The organism is Enterococcus sp. HMSC076E04, assembly GCF_001814285.1.
In the GTDB taxonomy this organism is placed as follows: Bacteria; Bacillota; Bacilli; order Lactobacillales; family Enterococcaceae; genus Enterococcus_B; species Enterococcus_B lactis.
Window position 1 is genome coordinate 104,365 of sequence record NZ_KV815632.1, and the last position, 17,807, is coordinate 122,171.

Annotated in this window: 16 protein-coding genes and 1 pseudogene; all 17 read left to right on the top strand. The window is 36.0% G+C overall.

Going from position 1 to position 17,807, the window contains the following annotated elements:
- The first annotated feature begins 121 nt into the window (after positions 1-121).
- Positions 122-484, top strand: coding sequence for a hypothetical protein (locus HMPREF2961_RS13100; RefSeq protein ID WP_002314820.1), 363 nt, complete (start codon positions 122-124; stop codon positions 482-484).
- Positions 477-701: a hypothetical protein gene (locus HMPREF2961_RS13105; protein ID WP_002314821.1), complete on the top strand. Its 225-nt coding sequence runs from the start codon at positions 477-479 to the stop codon at positions 699-701. Before HMPREF2961_RS13100 ends, HMPREF2961_RS13105 begins: the two co-directional genes overlap by 8 nt.
- 381 nt (positions 702-1,082) lie before the next feature.
- Entirely contained in the window at positions 1,083-2,366 is a 1,284-nt protein-coding gene (locus HMPREF2961_RS13110; protein WP_002314822.1) for an XRE family transcriptional regulator, read from the top strand.
- Between the two features lie 17 nt (positions 2,367-2,383).
- Positions 2,384-2,989, top strand: coding sequence for a Phi-29-like late activator (locus HMPREF2961_RS13115; protein WP_070704993.1), 606 nt, complete (start codon positions 2,384-2,386; stop codon positions 2,987-2,989).
- A 69-nt stretch (positions 2,990-3,058) separates the two neighbouring features.
- Positions 3,059-3,430 (top strand): hypothetical protein, encoded by a 372-nt coding sequence (locus HMPREF2961_RS13120; RefSeq protein WP_002314824.1) that lies wholly within the window; start codon positions 3,059-3,061, stop codon positions 3,428-3,430.
- Positions 3,431-3,815: 385 nt separating this feature from the next.
- The gene (locus HMPREF2961_RS13125) at positions 3,816-4,151 is read left to right on the top strand and encodes a hypothetical protein (RefSeq protein ID WP_237539380.1); all 336 of its coding nucleotides are present in this window, start codon (positions 3,816-3,818) and stop codon (positions 4,149-4,151) included.
- A 5-nt stretch (positions 4,152-4,156) separates the two neighbouring features.
- On the top strand, positions 4,157-4,714 hold the full coding sequence (locus HMPREF2961_RS13130) for a hypothetical protein (protein WP_083314233.1): 558 nt from the start codon (positions 4,157-4,159) through the stop codon (positions 4,712-4,714).
- A gap of 32 nt (positions 4,715-4,746) precedes the next feature.
- Positions 4,747-5,109, top strand: a complete 363-nt coding sequence (locus HMPREF2961_RS13135) for a hypothetical protein (RefSeq protein ID WP_227326664.1) — start codon at positions 4,747-4,749, stop codon at positions 5,107-5,109.
- Positions 5,110-5,305: 196 nt separating this feature from the next.
- Positions 5,306-6,595 (top strand): hypothetical protein, encoded by a 1,290-nt coding sequence (locus tag HMPREF2961_RS13140; RefSeq protein ID WP_070704999.1) that lies wholly within the window; start codon positions 5,306-5,308, stop codon positions 6,593-6,595.
- A gap of 123 nt (positions 6,596-6,718) precedes the next feature.
- A complete protein-coding gene (locus tag HMPREF2961_RS13145; RefSeq protein ID WP_070705002.1) occupies positions 6,719-9,802 on the top strand; it encodes a SpaA isopeptide-forming pilin-related protein in 3,084 nt (1,027 codons plus the stop codon).
- A gap of 120 nt (positions 9,803-9,922) precedes the next feature.
- Entirely contained in the window at positions 9,923-10,906 is a 984-nt protein-coding gene (locus HMPREF2961_RS13150) for a conjugal transfer protein (RefSeq protein WP_070705005.1), read from the top strand.
- A 3-nt stretch (positions 10,907-10,909) separates the two neighbouring features.
- Entirely contained in the window at positions 10,910-11,134 is a 225-nt protein-coding gene (locus HMPREF2961_RS13155) for a hypothetical protein (protein WP_002308970.1), read from the top strand.
- A gap of 9 nt (positions 11,135-11,143) precedes the next feature.
- A complete protein-coding gene (locus HMPREF2961_RS13160) occupies positions 11,144-11,533 on the top strand; it encodes a TcpE family conjugal transfer membrane protein (protein ID WP_070705008.1) in 390 nt (129 codons plus the stop codon).
- 19 nt (positions 11,534-11,552) lie between these two features.
- On the top strand, positions 11,553-14,057 hold the full coding sequence (locus HMPREF2961_RS13165) for an ATP-binding protein (RefSeq protein WP_070705011.1): 2,505 nt from the start codon (positions 11,553-11,555) through the stop codon (positions 14,055-14,057).
- Positions 14,058-14,071: 14 nt separating this feature from the next.
- The gene (locus tag HMPREF2961_RS13170) at positions 14,072-16,033 is read left to right on the top strand and encodes a hypothetical protein (RefSeq protein ID WP_070705013.1); all 1,962 of its coding nucleotides are present in this window, start codon (positions 14,072-14,074) and stop codon (positions 16,031-16,033) included.
- 56 nt (positions 16,034-16,089) lie between these two features.
- Positions 16,090-16,869, top strand: a pseudogene (locus tag HMPREF2961_RS13175) (phage tail tip lysozyme); the annotation flags it as partial.
- Positions 16,862-17,758, top strand: coding sequence for a hypothetical protein (locus HMPREF2961_RS13180; RefSeq protein ID WP_025477229.1), 897 nt, complete (start codon positions 16,862-16,864; stop codon positions 17,756-17,758). The pseudogene HMPREF2961_RS13175 and the gene HMPREF2961_RS13180, both read left to right, overlap by 8 nt.
- Positions 17,759-17,807 lie beyond the last annotated feature (49 nt).

Genomic DNA, 17,807 nt, shown 5'->3' on the forward strand with positions numbered 1-17,807 from the left:
GGATAAAGAGAGCAAAAGAATACTTATAAAAAGTGCTAGAATTTCCAACACCATTGGAAATTCTAGCACTTTTAATCGTTTAAGAAACAAGTGAAATATCTGTCTGCATCAATAATTTTCCATGAAAAATTGGGCAAACAAAATTGAAAAGGTAACTGATCGAAAGTTTAAACGAGATTCTGCCAAAAATACTGCTGGAAATGTGTATAGCTACAAAGTATTTACAGAAACTGATCTAGAAGATTTTCAGCAGCTCATTTTATTGAGAGAAGAAAACATCCCTTTAGAAGAAGCTATGAAAAAAGTATTTATGTCTGAACGTGAGAAGAAGAAACGGGAAGAGATTTTACTTTCAAAATTGGAATACGAAGAGAATAAAAGAGATATGAAAGAATTAATCACATTGACCAAAAATCTCTTACATGAAAATACAAAGTTCCGAGAAAGGCTACTAAAATTGGAGGATAAACTCTTAAATGATTGAAGAAATAATAAGATTAGTGCCGATCATTGCATTCTTTATATGGGTTTTTTTGCATGTCTTTTTTATAAAAAAATTATTTCAAATACAAAAAACGATCTTGGATAGAATTATACCAAAATCGTTTGAAGATGAAAACAAAATCTTTTATGTGGGAAGTATCAGTTGGATTGTTTTTACAATTGTCTGGTTGTTTGGAGCTATTTTATTTGGTTATTAATAGAACGGCAAATTGGCTATGTATCAGGTGGATGGATATGAATAGGTCATTAACAAATGTCAAAAAGTTTAGCTAAACGAGCAGTCGCCAGGGATTGTTGCGTCCTTCGGTCAAAGAATAGAGGGCAGCGCCTGAGCGCTCGCCCTCTATTCTTTGTAGCCGTAAGTAGTAACAAATATCCCAAGTACTGCAAGGTTTGTGTGTGGTGGGCTTGTCCCACCACACACAATCTACCCCCCTTTTTATAACATGGGGGTAGAATTTTAATTACCGCTATAAAGAGTCACGTTTAAGCCTTGTCCCACAAGGGATTGCGCGTTTTGGTTTTTGTCACATTTTTTAAGGAATCTTGTCACATTTTTGGAAGTAGGGTTTAAAACAGTGAGAGGTGTTGATTTAAAGAGATTTAGAAAAGAATTAGGTTTAAAACAAAAAGAATTAGCAGTTAAACTAGAAATCGAACGTAGTTTGATCTCTAAAATCGAATCTGGCAAACGTCTAATTTCCAAAGAGTTAGAGGCAAAAATCATTGATGTTCTCCATTTAGATGGTGGAAAAGCTACAGTAGAAGCCAAGATCGATTTTTTAAGAATTCGATTCAAAACCTTAGATGTTCAAACGATTATCGAAAAGCTGCTGCATATGGATCAAGCTTGGTTCACACATGAGTCTCGTGGATTTTATCATTATACAGAAACCTTTTCTTATGGAGCCATTCGATTGTTTCGAAATCCAGAAGATATAAATATGGGAATCATGCTGGATCTGTCTGGTGAAGGCTGTCGTCAGTTGGAAGAAATTTTTGAAGAGGATAATGACCGAAGTTGGACAGAATTTTTTCGTTCGCTGTATGAGGATGATATCTTTGGAAAAAATCTTATCGTGGATACAAAAATCACTCGGATCGATATTGCTCTGGATGAATTGATTGTTGAAGGAAAAGAAAATTTTGATCTTTACAGTCTGAAAGAAAAAATGGAGCAAGGATTAGTCCATACCACATTCAAAAATTTTGATTTTAGTGGTGGCTTTTCGTATGAAAAAGGACAAATGGTCAATAAAGGCTTGTCTCTATATTTTGGCAGTCGACAATCTCCGCTATACTTCAACTTCTATCAAAAAGATTTTGAACTAGCACGAAAAGAAAGTCTTTCCGTAGAAGAAGCACGGAAAAAATATGAAATCAAGAATCGATATGAAATTCGGCTTTCTGACGAGAAAGCTTTTTTATTTGTCGAATATTTTTTATCCAGTGGTGAAACATTAGATTGGTTGGTCAAGGAAATAGTCAATCAATCATTAACAGTTTTTGAAATAGAAGATGGGATGCAAGTTTACTGTAAATCCTGGTATGACGTAATAGACAAAATGAAAGGTCTGAAATTGTCCGTCCAGGGAGAAAAACCATCCGTCGATAAAACGTTGCGCTGGGTCTCCAATTATCTTGCGCCTTCGCTAAAAATGCTCAAACTGATTGATCTTCGTTTAGGAACCAATGAATTGATGGAACGGATCGATTTTGCTGAATTGAAAGAAAAACACGAAGAAATGATTGAACAGGTATGTGTGAGTGCAAAAGACTTATTATTTACCAATGAAACACAAAGCAAAGTTCGTAACTACATGAAACAAGAATTTGACTTGGAAGAAGAATATCAGCTCTAAAAAAGGAGGTAAAATAGGTGGTAGAACACAAATTTATTGAAAGAATCACATGGGAAAGTTTTAGGATGAAAGAAACATTGGAAAAGGTCATTACTCGTTTATTAAACACGATGAACAAAGTGAAGGCGTTAGATGAATCGCAAGAATTGACCCTGCCATACTTGAAAAAAATAATTGAGAAAAGAGCTTCTGAAATAGATGCATGCAACAATGAAATAAAACGAATCAACTCTTTAACTTTTCTAGGGAAACAAGAAGATAATTGGCGGGATACAATTGTCTGGTCTGACTATATGAAACTAAGAAAGAAATTTCATCTGGTCGTTGAAGATTTTAAAAATTTTGTAGAGCAGTATAAATATTATACACCGCCAAACAGTGAAGGGTTGAAACAGAAAGTAATCACTATTTTGAATAAAATGGGCTATATCGTGGATGGTTACTTTGAAGGAGATTATGTCACTTGGATTGGGGTATACGCTCGTCCAGAAGATAAACCGACATATCTAGATCCGACAAATGAGAAAGAAGCATATTTACAGAATAAGCATAGAGTAGATGGATTCAAACAAGATTTTGCAGAATGGTTTGAATGGGAAATAAAAGACAATGAAATAGTCTGAAAAATAACGAATCATATATTTATAATTAAATAAAAACATAGTGAAAAATGGTTAATATTCTCTGATAAAATGACAGTAATAATAAATTTTATTGGAGATGATGGGATGAGTAGTGAGGTTTGGTCTTGGTTGATTTTTTGCTTTTGTATCAGTTTAATTAATTTAGTAGCAGTAATCATGAAAGTTAAGATAAAGTTAAAGCCGGATGATGTTTGGATCTGGAGATTTTTATCCCCAGTGACTTCAATTGCTTTTTTAGTATTACTGGGAAATACAGTTTTGATTATTTTAAATTTCCATTTTCCTCAGCAAAGTGATTTAAATTTTGAACATGCAAAAATATATCAAATAATTGGTAGTATGACTATGTTATTAGGTGCCATGTTGATCATGTTAAATTTATTCTCTTTAACTTTTTTTCATGGCTGTTATTATATTTAGCAGATACGGAAAAATAAGGTTACTGATCAGGAAATTGAGTTTAGATTTTCAAATTTTAAAGTTACTGTCTATAGTCTAGGATTTTCTTGTTTAATCATATTTTTAGCCTTACCCTATTATTTATTAGATATTTTTCAAACAGTTTTGGGTATCTCTTTTTTAGTAGTTTTTATTGAAAGAACTAATTCTCTTTTTAATTCAAAAAACAAAAGAGAGAACGAACAATGAGAATAATCTTTATCAGAGTGAGAATGTTAGTTCTTGCTTTTTTCGGTGTTTATTTGAATAGCTATTAATAAGTTAAAAAAGTTTTTTCAGGATAAATGAAAATATAAAATAGAACAGGAGTGAGAAAATGCGAGACGTACGAGAAAGAATTAGTTTGATGGCTGATGAGATTTTTGAGTTGGAAATGGAAGATTTTGAAAAAAATTTTTGGACTGACTTAGAGAAAAAAGGTCTGACAGGTGAAATATTTGATCATCAAATGGTTTACGAAGAGCATTATTGTTTGTTTTATTCACAATTAAAAGACTTTTGGGAAGCGAGGAAAACTAGTTTCCATGAAGATGATGCAGCAATAATACATGGTTTAATGACTTTGCGAGATAGCCGTCAGATTATGGTGAAAAGATTTCATCAAATCAGAGAACTTCGATATGAAGAGCTTTTGCGAGAAGTGTGGGAAGAATATGCGTGGCGTTTAACTATTGATGAGTAACGATAATGATGAACTTTGAACAACTTGGAGAACCAATCAGATTTGGCGAATATATGGATCGTTACGAAGAAATGATTCGGCATGTGTTAAGTGAATTGTCTTTTGTAGATTTTGATGCAGAAAAAATAAAAGCTTTATTAAGAGCAGAAATGCGTAAAGCAGAAACTTCTTTTTATATCTTTTATGACCAAAATCGTAGAGAGCCTGATTATGCTTTTTTGCAGAGGAAAATTACCGAATTTGGAGTACATCGGTTAGAATTGTTTCAGCCAGAAGAAATTCTTTCCGTTGATAATTTCATTCATAAATATATTGAATTACTGAAAATTGAAAAGCTGCTGTCAGGTCTTGTTTTTGAAGAACAGGATCTTTTTTTTGTCGAAAAATATGAACGTAATCGGGCAGAGAAATACTTTGAGATGCAAGATGAATATCTTCCAGGTTACGAACAGGATCGCATTTCAGTCAACAAACACATTCAGCAGCTAGCGTACAAAAAGTTGAAAAAAGAATTTTTAGAAGACTCATTGATCCAATCATTAAGAAAAACAGAAAAGAGGTGAGAGAAGCAGTGTCGTTTTCGGAACCATTGTCGGTGATTTTAAGACGTGATTATGGATTTACGATGTTGACGGCCAGTCCGATTCAAAAAGATTATGAAGTATATGAGGAAGTTCGGGAACGTCTGAAGCGACCTGATCTGCCTTTTCGCCCCGTATTAGACGTTTGCTATGAAAGAAGAATATCGAAATATACGTATTTAATTATTGAAGGACTTTGTGTAAGAAATAAACATGGCGTTGTCCTTCGACAGGAGTATTGCTTTTATAAAGCAACTTATTTTTATGGGGATCGGGCACAAAAAATAAACATGTATTGCGAGCAATCCAATAGAAAACATGTCCTACGAGCGCTCCAACGTTTTAACTTTTTAAAAAATGAATGTATTTTAAAATAACTGTAAAGAAAGAATAAGCTTGAACATGCTACTATATAGAAAACGATTTCTAAAAGAATGTTGTCTGATGCTGTTTTTAAGAACGAGAGGAGTTCCATGTGAGTAAAAAGAATTTGAAGTTTTAGAGCTATGTTAATTTGAATGATACCAAATCTCACTGAAAATGAGGTAAATATATACTGAAAAAGGAGAAGAGATGAAGAAAAAATTACATTGGGGTGTTGTTGGTGCCACACTTATTGTGGCTGGAGGAATGGCTGTTTTTACGATCAATGAGCAAAATTATAGTAGACAAGTAGAAGCTGTGACTAGTGAATTGAGTACACACAAAAAACAATTGCTAAGAATCGAGACGGAAATGGCTGGTCTATATGCCGATGAGCATAAACAGTTTCTATCCAGTGATGTAACTCAAGCGAAGATTGATTCATTGAAGAAGACGACTGAAAAATACAAATCAGAAGCTGAATCCCATGCTAAGAAAGTAGAGACGTTAAGAAAACAAGACCAAGAAACTTGTCAAAAAGAACTAGCAGATATTACGAAGCTAGACGAGAAAATCAACGAAGTTCAAGTAATTTTTGATCAAACACAAGCAGTAAACAGTTTATTTTCAACACCTTATATCGAAAATGCTGAGATCAATGAAGAAGCAATCATTATCGATGACTTAAACAGTGAAATGATTGAAGAACAGAAAGAAAAAATTGTACTTGAAAATCTAGAAGAAAATGAGTTTACTTCAATTGTTACCCAAGCAATGGAAGCTGCTGGAAATCAACTGTCCCAAATTGAAAGAGCTCGAAAAGTAGTCGAAGAACTTTACAAAGATGGCAAGCCAACAGATAAAGTAACCAGAGAAACATTGGAATCTGCGAAAAAAGAAGTGGAACTGATCAAAAATGAAAAAGCGAGAAAGTCGTTTAATGAACCGTTAAAAGCTATTGAAGAAAAAATAACAACAGACGAAAAAGCCGAGGCTGAGCGAGTGGCTGCTGAAGAAGCCAAACGTCAAGAAGAACAAGCAGTTGCGAATCAAGCAATGAAACAAACGGAAGTACCTGAAACCCAATCTGAAGCAATTGATTCTGTAGCTTCTCCTGCAACACCGAATACACCAGTTCAAAATGTAACTGAAAATATTACAGTACAACCCACAACACCCGTGGCACCGCCAGCGAATCCAGGAAGTGGTTCAAATACAGGAGGAGCCACAAGCACTCCAGGAGGCAACACGAGTGGTGGATCTGCAGGTGGAAACTCCAGTGGTTCAATAGGAGGAAGCACGACACCGATACCTATGCCAGAAGCACCGTACCCACTAGTACCTTATACCGGTAACGGTACACAATATTCAACCTTTGCAGCAGCTTCTTATGCAGGAGAAGAGAAATTACGAGACATAAATTCAAATATTAGAGGATATAATATCATTACGCAATATTGGTCAGATGGCACAGAAAAATATTATTTAGAGTTTTATTAATGAGAAGATGAGTTTTCGTCTTCTTTTTTTGTGAGGTGAACTATTAAATTGAGTAACTATTGTCGAAGTCCTTCTTGTTGAAGGGCTTTTTCTCGTGCAATCAACTAAAAACTGGAGGAATATATGAAAAAATATCAAATCAAGCTGAGAATCTGGTTGATGCTCGGCATTCTATTTGGCTCATTTTTGAGTCAGCCCATGACAGCTTTAGCCATTACTAATAATCAAGGACAATCGGAAAAAACTGAAAGTGTCCAAAATGAACAAGAAAACGTACCAAACATAGTTGAACAGTTTCTTCAAAAAGACAATTTGATTCGAGGAGAGAACGGAAAGCTGTATACCACGACTCCTTCAACCTATGTCAATGAATCGATCCATGATATCTTATCGGGAGATCGATTGACGAAAGCAGCGAATCAAGTAGTTTACGTAGATCCATCTACGAATGTGGCAAATATTGATATTCACTTATCGAATGGAAGCCGGGAATATGGGTGGTATGGAAAACGTGTAAACGGTCAAATTGCCCTTTGTATCGAACAAGGTGTAGCGCTTAATGTAGGCTCAAATGGAGGATATACAGCGGTTTTACAGGATACAGAACTGATGAAAAGAATTTCATTGATCAAGTATTACGGTATAATCTTACCGGGGCATACGCTACAAAGAGAAATCATGACTCAGATACTAGCTTATGAACAACAAGGAATCTATCCTACTAGTATTTCTGGTATCTTTTCTATGGCAGACTATCAAGTTTTCAAGACAAATGTAATGACGAATGTCAATAAATTTTATACAAAACCTTCATTTGATGGACGAACAATTACTTTAAAAGTTGGGGAAAGTATTACTTTAACGGATACAACTGGTGCATTTAGTAATTATGAAAGTATGCCATTCGGTAATTCAGCGGGAGTAAGTGTGAGAAAAGAGAATAACTCTCTTACGATAACCGCTAATAGAAATTCTAATGAAAAAGGAAGCGTTGGTTTTGCGTATGCTATACCAGCGAATTATCAAGGAGTTCCTGTTGTTTATACTAATCCTTTTACACAAAATGTAGTCTTGGGACGAGCGAGTGACCCTACGAGAACAACTGTTAATATCAACGTCTTAAAAAACGGCAATGCCCGTATTCGTAAGATTGACGAAACGACCAAACAACCGTTGGCAGGAGCCGTTTTTCGGTTTACTACGTCTGATGGTCAATCTAGAGAAATCACCACTGGATCAGATGGCTATGCGACCTGGAATGATTTGCTCGTGGATACACGTGTTACCATTCAAGAAATCAAAGCACCAAATGGCTATATCTTGAATTCAACGCCACAAACTATCACGATTCGTGCCAATGAGACTACGACCGTAACGATGGATAATAAAGAACAATTGGCGAATCTAACGGTAATCAAAGAAGATGAAGAAACAGGCAATACACCACAAGGAGCGGCACAACTAATCGGGGCTGTTTATGAACTGACAGATGGGAATGGGGCCACTGTTGGTCAATTGACGATGGAAGATGTAAATGGCGTAGCGCAAGCAGAATTGAAAGGCTTAAAATTAGGAACTTACTATTTACAGGAGATCGAACCACCTGAAGGATACAATCTAGATCCAACCAAATATACCGTTCAGTTAACGTATGCTGGACAGAATGAGACTGTTGCTATTCATAGTCGCACGGTGACTGATCGTGTCATCAAAGGCCATGTTGAAGGTTATAAATTTGGCTCTCGTCCATTGATACCACAAACGATCACCGAAATCTTGAACCAAATTGGCAATAAAAATCAAGATATCAAACCGCCATTAGAAGGCGTTGAGTTAACTGCCACCTCTCATACCACAGGACAAGAATATGTACAAGTGACTGGCAAAAATGGGTACTTCAAATTTGAAAATTTACCGTACGACACCTATACGATTGAAGAAACGAAAGGCGTCGATGGTTACTTGTTGATTGAACCTTTTGTCGTAACGATTACCGAAGAAGGGTATACGCATTTCTTCTTGTTGGAAGACAAAATCATTGAATCTCGTTTGCATATCGTCAAAGTGGATGAGGAGACAGGCGAAAACATTCCGTACGCCGGCGCTCAATTCAAAATCTTCGACACCTGGGCAAATGAGGGTGAAGGCGATTTTGTCTCCATGCAACGTCCGAATGATACCGAAAGCACCGATATTTTTGAAACTAATGAAAAAGGCGAAATCGTCACCACTGAAAGTCTGGCTTGGGGAATCGATCGATATGAACTCCATGAGATCAAAGCACCAGAAGGATATGTGCCATTAGAAGAACCACTTGTTTTCAGTGTGACGGAAGAAGATGCCGGCGCATTGATCCGTCTGGAAGTACCAAATCGCTTAGCCCGACAAAATATCCAATTAATCAAACGAGATCGTTTGAATGAACAACCATTAGCCAACGTGCCATTCAACTTGTTCAAACTGGAAACAGACGAAGCAGGGGAATCGACAGAAGTGTTGCTCGATGAATATTTGACAGACGAGGCAGGCGAAATCAATATCGAAGGATTGCCTTATGGAGAATATAAGTTTGTGGAAGGCGAACCGCTGGAAGGTTACTTACCATTAGAAGAATCAATCGATTTTTCAGTTACGGTTGAAAAGGATGGGGAATTGATCGTACTAGAAGCGTTTAATGAACGAGAACAGTTGGAATTGATGTCTTTATTTACGGATATGGATGGGAAGAAAGAACTTGATCCAACGGTTGATCATCGTTTGAAGGACACGGTATGGGTCAAAGGAGCAGCCATCGAGATCGGGCATACCTACACTGTCTTCACGCAATATAAGAACACTACAACAGGAGAAGTGGTCAGTGAAGCTACCTCGACGTATACGGCAAAAAGCAAAGAAGATGAGTTCGACGTCTTTTTAGATCTCAAAGGCAACACAGTGAAAGACGGGGATCAGCTGACCGCTACACACGTTCTCTATTACGAAGAAGATCAACTCAATGAAGTTGCTCGAGAAGATGATCTCACCAACAAAGAACAAACTGTCAACTTCAAAACACCTGAACAGCCAAAAGAAAACAAGTCAGAGACGACCAAAAAACAAACGACCTTGCCGAAAACGGGAAGTGTCCACACGATTCTTGGGGTAGTACTAGGGGGCTTGCTGGTTACATTAGTTATATTCGTGTGGCTAAGCAGAGCCAAAAAGTAGTCTTAGCTAAATTAACGGCTATTTTTTGTCATTTATAGCATATAGATCTAGTTATTTCCTTGAAAAATCAAGTTTAACTAGGTCTATTTTTTTGCCTAAAAAAAAGAAATAGGAGGACTCATGAAACTAAAAACCATCAAAAAGAAAGAGAAAAAAGAAAAGAAACCAAAAGTCAAAAAATTATCACAAAAACGAGCAAATAAAATTGTGTTTACAGGTATGAGTCTACTAATGATCGCTTCTGCAGTAGGTGTCATTCGAGCCAATGTCGTAGCTACAAATTTTGATAATCTAACAGATAAAGTAGATCAGTTAGCTAAATCTAAAAATGAAAAGTCGATACAAAAAGAAGTATTTGATTATTCAGCGCTCTCTTTTTATGCGACTAGTTTTGCAGAAGAATATCTAAATTACGATGCTTCAGCGAATGAAGAAGAGAAAAAAGAGCGACTCGATCGCTTAGAGAAGTATTTATCAGTCGATGTCGACGTAGTGGATGAGACGAGTAAGAACCAAGAGGATTTTGTTCGAAGATTGAAGAGTGCTTCACTCGTTCGAGTCAAAGAGGAAGCAGAGTGCTTATTGGTTTATTTGAACGTCGTTTATGAAACGGAAAAGGAAGAGGAGAAAAAGACACTGACACAAGAAATGGTGTTGCCAATCCAAACAAAAAATCAGTTGTTCTCTATCGTGGGGCGCCCTTATTTCTTAGCTACCACCTTGCCACAAGGTAAAACAACAGAACTAAAACAAGCAGAAGCGAGTTTAGACGTACCTCAGCAAGAAAAAGAGGCTGTCGAAAAATTCTTGACCCTATTTTTTGAGAAATATGCAAACGGTGAGAAGCAAGAGTTGATGTTATTGATGAAAGAACCCGTTCAAACTTCTGGCGTCACAGAGTTTATTTCGTTAAATGAGAATGAAATCAAATACTTTGAAACTAAGCAAAAAGAAGTCAATGGGATACAAGTTTCAGTCACTTTTGTCGATAAACAAACAGGAATGACCCACACAGAAGATTTTTCGTTGTGGCTTACTCAAACAGAAAATTCTTATTTTGTGCGTACCCTCAAACATTACTTTACGGAAAAGGAAGGAAATTAATTTATGAATGTGAGTAATTTAGACAATTTTATGCGAACAGGTTTTATCACGCTTTTAAGTTTTGCAGTCATTTTGCTGATCTTTAAACATTGGCGAGGAGCAGAATGGCTTAAGATTGGTTCGGTCATTTTGATTGCATTGATTTTAAATGATTTTGCTACAAATCAAGGAAGGAACATTTTCAATTTAGTGAAATGGTTCCTTGGTCTATTTGGAATTACTATGTGAGGTGGGACAATGAAACATTACGATTACTCCAGAGGACTGAAAGCCCCATACTCGATCCAGGTGATCTCGTCACCAAAAGGGAAGGCGCTGTGGGTCTTCGCTCAGCCATTGAATATGTCTTATCTATTGATGTTATTCTTTTTGCTTTTTGTCACAGGGGTCTTTTGGTATAAAGTAAGGATTCCTAATATAGCTGGAATCAACCTGAATTTATTGCTGATGCTTTCTGTTCCCCATAAAGTAGCGAGATGGTACTCCGAGGCAGAATTAGACGGGAAATCGACCAATTTATTTTTAAAAGATTTTATCATTTATCTAAAGAACTTTGCTTTAGATCGACGTCCAATCATAGCTTTTGAACGAGTGGATCAACTAGAAGAATTTTCATTCAAACGATAAAAAAGAAAAGGAGAATGAGATGCAATTAGAATACCCTTTGTCAGAATATATGCATGAAAATATGCTTCTGACGCAAGAGAAAACTGCGATTGCTTATTACAGGATTCGTTCTGAAACGGTGATGTTGACGGATTTTGAAAAGAAACAAAAAACGAAGAAAAAAGTTGCCCGTGCGCTGAAACGGTTAAAAGGCAGCGGCGGCTTTGAAATCAATCTATTACCTGTAAATGCAGATATTCGAAGGAAGATGGGTGCCATGCGTTCATTGATCGATCCTGAAAATCACGCAGTAGGTGTTGATAAATTGATGAAAACAGCACAGATTTTAGAAAATGAAATGGGCATGGTCTATGAATATGCCTGGATCATTGGGGTGCCATTGGTGAAAAAAGAGATTGCTATCGATCTAAAAGAAAATATTTCCAAAGCAGTCAACCATGTAACAGAAACAATTGTGAAAGGGCTAGGATTTGATGTGGCATTGGAAAAAGAGTGGGCGAAAGATTACCAGGAACAGGAGCAAGAAATCTATCAGAATTTATCCGAACTATTGATCGAACGTTTGACAGAAGACGAACTGTATTATTATCAAGCCTACCAATTTCTGAAGAATATTCCTCATGAACGTCAAGATGTCTTAGCGAGCCAAACATTTGAAAATTTGATGGAAACAAAGATCCAACCTATTTTTTCTGGTGGCTTACACTTTCAGTGCGATTATGGCGAAAGCTATGTTTCCTATTTGCCAGTCGGAGATATCGGCGTGTTTTTAGATGGAAATCATTTGCTGGAAATCGTGCAAAAAATGCCTTTTCCAGTAGAAGTGAAAATCCAAGCTTCTTTTGCGGAAAGTAAAGGGCAATTAGCATTATCTGGTCGTTCCGCTCGTGCACGTACTCGAACGAAAAATATCATGCAAGAAGCGCATTTAGCCGGATCAAAGCAGAAACGAAAAATCGTAGAAGGACAGCTTTCTTTAGACGATCTAGATCAGAAAATCGATGATGGTGTGGATATTCTTGATTGGAAAGTTGTCTTAGTTGTTAGTGGTAACACTAAAAAACAACTGCAAGCACGGAAGAAATATTTGATCAATCGATTTGATGGATTAGGTATCCCATTATTAAAAGCAACATTCGATGATCCGTATCTTTTCCAATCCACTTTATTTGGGAACTTCCTGCGAATGAAAGACAAAAAATGGCAACATACGAGTACCATTGAATCTTTTGCAGAGTTGAATTTCTTCACTTCGCTTAAAGCTGGAACAAACTTAGGCTATTATTTTGGTCGTGTCGATACGACGTTGGAAGAAAAAGAAGACCGAAAAAGTATTTTATTGAATTCTAAGAATCTGATCTATATGAATCTCTTTTTAGCGAATAAACAAGATATTGTTGGTAAGAAAACCAATAATCCGCATTGGGCATTAACGGGGGATACTGGAAATGGAAAATCAGTGACTGCTAAAAAATTGTTCATGGAATGTGCTACATTGAAAGATCGAGTACTATATATCGATCCGAAAAAAGAAATGCGACGACAATTCATGCGAACGATCAACGATCCAATGTATCAGAAAAAATATCCTTTAGATACAGCTTTTGTCCGTTCCTTTAATTTTGTGACTTTAGATATACGAGATAAAAAGAACCTAGGCGTACTTGACCCAATCGTTCTATTTGATGAAACAGAAGCCATTGCGACAGCCAAAGCCATGCTGACCAATATCTACGAAGGAATTTGGAACTTAAAGCAGAAAACGGAGATCAATGAAACCATTGCAACAGTTGTAAAAGAACGTAAATCCGGCAAAAAAATAGGCTTTTGGCAGGTTGTTGAAAGGTTAGCTTCTAGTAGTATTCCAGATGTACAAGACATGGGCAGATTTTTGATTTCGACAATTAAAGGATCGATTTTAGAGTTGGCATTTTCTCATGGAGAAGTTCCAGGTCTATCCTTTGAAAAGAAAGTGACGATTTTAGAAATTGAAGATTTGGATCTGCCAACAGATAAAAATGAACATATGGACGAAAACAAGCGCTTGTCTGTAACCTTGATGTTTGCACTGGGCACCTTTTGTTCGAAATTCGGTTCACGCAATCCAAAACAAGAAACAGTGACTTTCTTTGATGAAAGTTGGATCTTTCAATCATCGCCAGAAGGAAAAGCAATTTTGAAATCTATGAAACGGATCGGTCGTTCCTTCAATAACTTCTTAGTGTTAATCACGCAATCGGTCAATGATCTGGATGATAAAGAAGATGGCACAGGATTTGGTACGGTTATTTGCTTTGATGAAGTGCAGAATCGAGAGGGAATCCTGCAGTATTTGAATTTGCCGATAAACGAACAAAATATGAAGTGGGTCTCGAATATGGTGCAAGGTCAATGCTTATTGAAAGACATGTTTAACCAGGTCAATCGTGTAGTTGTCCATGTCCTTTTTGAAGAATGGCTGGAGCTCTTCAAGACTGTAGACGATTCAGATGCCTCAGTAATGGAAAATCACTTTGCTGTTTAGAAAGGAGGACTGCAATGAAGTTTTTGATCGATAGCTATGATGCTTATATGGTCGGTGGTGGATTATTAGATAAAGGGTGGCAAGTTGTTAATTGGTTCTTTGTAGGCTTGCCTTTCTTTTTTCTGAAACTATGTGTGTCCTTCTTTTTGTTCTGTGAAAGTGTATTGAATCAGTCAGATTATTTTATCGCTAAACAAGCAGAGATGTTTGATATGTCTGTACAAATTTTAAGGAATTTTGGTGGCACAGGATTTGGTAGAGGCACGTTGATGGGGTTAGCAATTATGTTAAGTGCTTACTACTTGCTGTATCATTTCTTTTCCAATCGACATAATTTTTCTCAATCTTTATTGCACTATGTCGTGGTCCTTTTGTTGTTTTTTGGTTGGTTTGGACAAATAACCACTAGGCAAGGAACATACAATATGTCTAGTTTCTTTATCCAATCTGTCAACAGTATAGTAAAGACAGTTCAAAATCAGTTTATTTCTGGCACGAATTATGGTTCAGATTCAGATCAAAGCCCGATGTTTGATGCAACAGTCAAACAGACATTTTATTTGGTGAATAGTGGTTCATTGGATGGAACGATGGAGAATGGAGAGAAATTGGACGAGGCAAAACTATTACAAGTACCGAATTTGTCCAAAGAAGAAAAAGAGACTTTCAAAAAAGATAGAGAACAATATATCGATTCACTTGAAAATGAAAATCCTTATTTTGCTCAAGATGGGTCAAAGACAATGGAAAAAAGCTTTGCGATTTGGGTAGGCGTTGCGAATTTGTTTATCCTAGCCTTACCAGTTTTATACATTAATATGATGTTAACTATCATTCAGATTTTAGTGAACCTATTGATTCTTGCATTTCCAATCCTTGCATTAGCCTCTTTTTTTCCTAGATGTCAAATGCTCATGTTTAAATTTTTCAAAACACTGATTGGCATTTTATTTATGCCAGTGATCTATGGTGTTTTTATTTCAGTTCTTTTTTGGGTCAATCAACTAATCGATCAAGTATTTTTACATGCTGCTCAAGGAATCAATGAAAATCTATTGAATGTCTTATCAGGCAGTATTCTTCTATTAGGAACTAGATTGATCATGGTTCTTGTAAAAATTGTTTTTATAAGTACAGTGTGGAAAAATCGTTACCGAATACTAGGATTCTTTGCTGATGGTCAGATACAACAGCCGATATTCGAAAAGAAAGTAAACGAAAAGACTAAGGAAGGAGCAGAACAAATTAGTGGTGCGAGCATAGGGGCAGCACAATTAGCTGCTGGTGCGTACACAGGAAATCCGAACATAGCCTTAAATGGGTTATCAAAAATACTACCGGATAAAGCAATGACTCTTGGGAAAGAACACTTTTTGGATGAAGAAAATCAATTTACTGGTGTCAAGCAAGGATTGGGATCCCTATTCCGTCCGTCTGATTATGATGATACAGAATTGTCTATCCCTGAAGAAGATAAAATGGAAATGGATCAAGTAGATCAGCAAGTAGAAGATGAAGTGCTAGTTGATGAAGAAGTAGATGACAAAGCATTAGAAGATGTATTAGCAGAAATCAATGAAGCAGATCCGACTTTTGATCAATCCTTAAGTGAATCAGATGCGTTGGTTTCGGATGATGTTCTTATGTCTGATTTATCTGATTCTGATTTGACGAATGACCCAGAAGCGTTGTTTGAACAGGATGAGGTAGCAATGAGTGAGAATGAAAAACCAATTGATCCAACGGTTTTATCTGAAAAAATGAATGTGACAGTCGATAATTTTGACGAACTACAATTAGCACAAGAGGAACAAGCCTATTTTGATCATGCATATGATCCAGAGTTGATTGCCAACTATTCGTCGGAAGTAGAACCGATTCATCAAATAGAGGAGAATTTCAAAAGTTTGGAGTCCGAAGAAACATTTTTTGATGCATGGGAAGAAGAACAACAGGAACCAATGGAAGACTGGTAATTGATCAGTCTTCTTTTTTGTAGATAAACAAAGTTTTTTATAAAGTGAGGTGAAAAATGAAAAAAATTGCGTATATCATTTTAGGAACTTGTTTTGCCTTTTTGTTACCGTTTCTTTTATTTATAGGTATATTTTCCGCCAATCAAAATGGAAGTACGTCAGAATTTGAACCAGGTACACCTCAAGAACAAGTTGCTTTAGAAGTGGCTCAATATGTGCAACAAAAAGGAGGAACAAAGGAATTTGCAGCAGCATGGATCGGTAACATGGAACATGAGAGTGGATTGATCCCTTCCCGCATCCAAAGTGATTTGGCCTTTAATCCAGTATGGGCATATAATCCTGAAATTGGTGGCTATGCGATGGGATTAGCGCAGTGGGATAGTAGTCGCCGTGTGAACATGTTGAACCTTGCCAGAGAGCAAAATGAAGATTGGAAGACTGTGGCTTTTCAAATGGATTTTGCCTGGTATCATGACGGATCGGATAGTGACTTATTGAAGAATATGTCTAATGGAACAGAAATTGAAAAGTTGGCAGTCGATATATTGAAATATTGGGAACGTGCCGGAACAAAAGATGATCCAGTCGAACAAAATAAGCGAAAGACAAGTGCCGTAAATTGGTATAAACGATTATTCGAAGGTTCTTTAGGAGGAGGCTCCGCTAATATTGGTGGAGGCAAAATCGATATTTTAGAATCTGTCATGGGGCAAACGATCAATGGTGGTCAATGTTATGGGCTCACGGCTTATTATGTTCGAAAACTAGGTGGACCACAGATGATGGGTTCAGGATTTATGTATGCTCAATCGATCGGCAGCGATTATGATTGGCAAAAATAGTTTGTATAAAACTGATACTTTTGAAATCGAAGGTAACACGGGAACTATAAAGCAAATTGAAGGTAGACTATCCTTTATCAACCAAATTGATCGACATAATAACCATAGAGACTCGAATAAACATGACTTTAGAAATTTAAGTGCAAGAGAAAAACAATATCAAGCTTTTCTATTTTATAAGTACTTCTTTATAAATGATAAGCCAATCGTAATAACTGAAGGAAAAACTGATATTAAATATATACAAGCAGCATTAAAAAAATATTATTTAAATTACCCTGAACTTATTGTTAGAAATGATGATCATAAGTTTGAGTATAAAATTATGTTTTTGAAGCGTACTAAAAGATTAAATTATTTTTTTGGTCTTAATAAAGATGGCGCAGATGCTATGCAAAATTTATATCATTATTTTTATGATTATAAAAATAGTAACATTACTAATTATATGAAATATTTTAAAGGTCTCAGTAAAAAATTGCCAAGTAATCCAACTATATTTATATTTGATAATGAGTTGGCAGAAGGAAATAAGCCTGTTAGAAAATTTGTTAATCATATTTCATTAGCTGAGAATAAATGTACAGAGTTAGAAAAAGAAGAATATGTTAATTTGAATGAAAGTGCATATCTGTTAGTTAATCCACTCGTAGACAATAAAAAAGAATGCGAGATTGAAGATCTTTTTCTCCCAGAAACACTAGAACATAAAATCAATAATAAAACTTTTTGTAGAAATAAGAGTTTTAAATCTGATGAGCATTACGGAAAAGAAATTTTTTCAAATTATATAATGAAAAACTATAAAATAATCAACTTTGAAAACTTTCAACCTATGTTGAATAATTTGAGCGCAATTATATCCAGTTATAAAAAGTGAATGTAACCGTATAAGGAGTACAATAGTGAAGAAAATATTTCACTTTTGT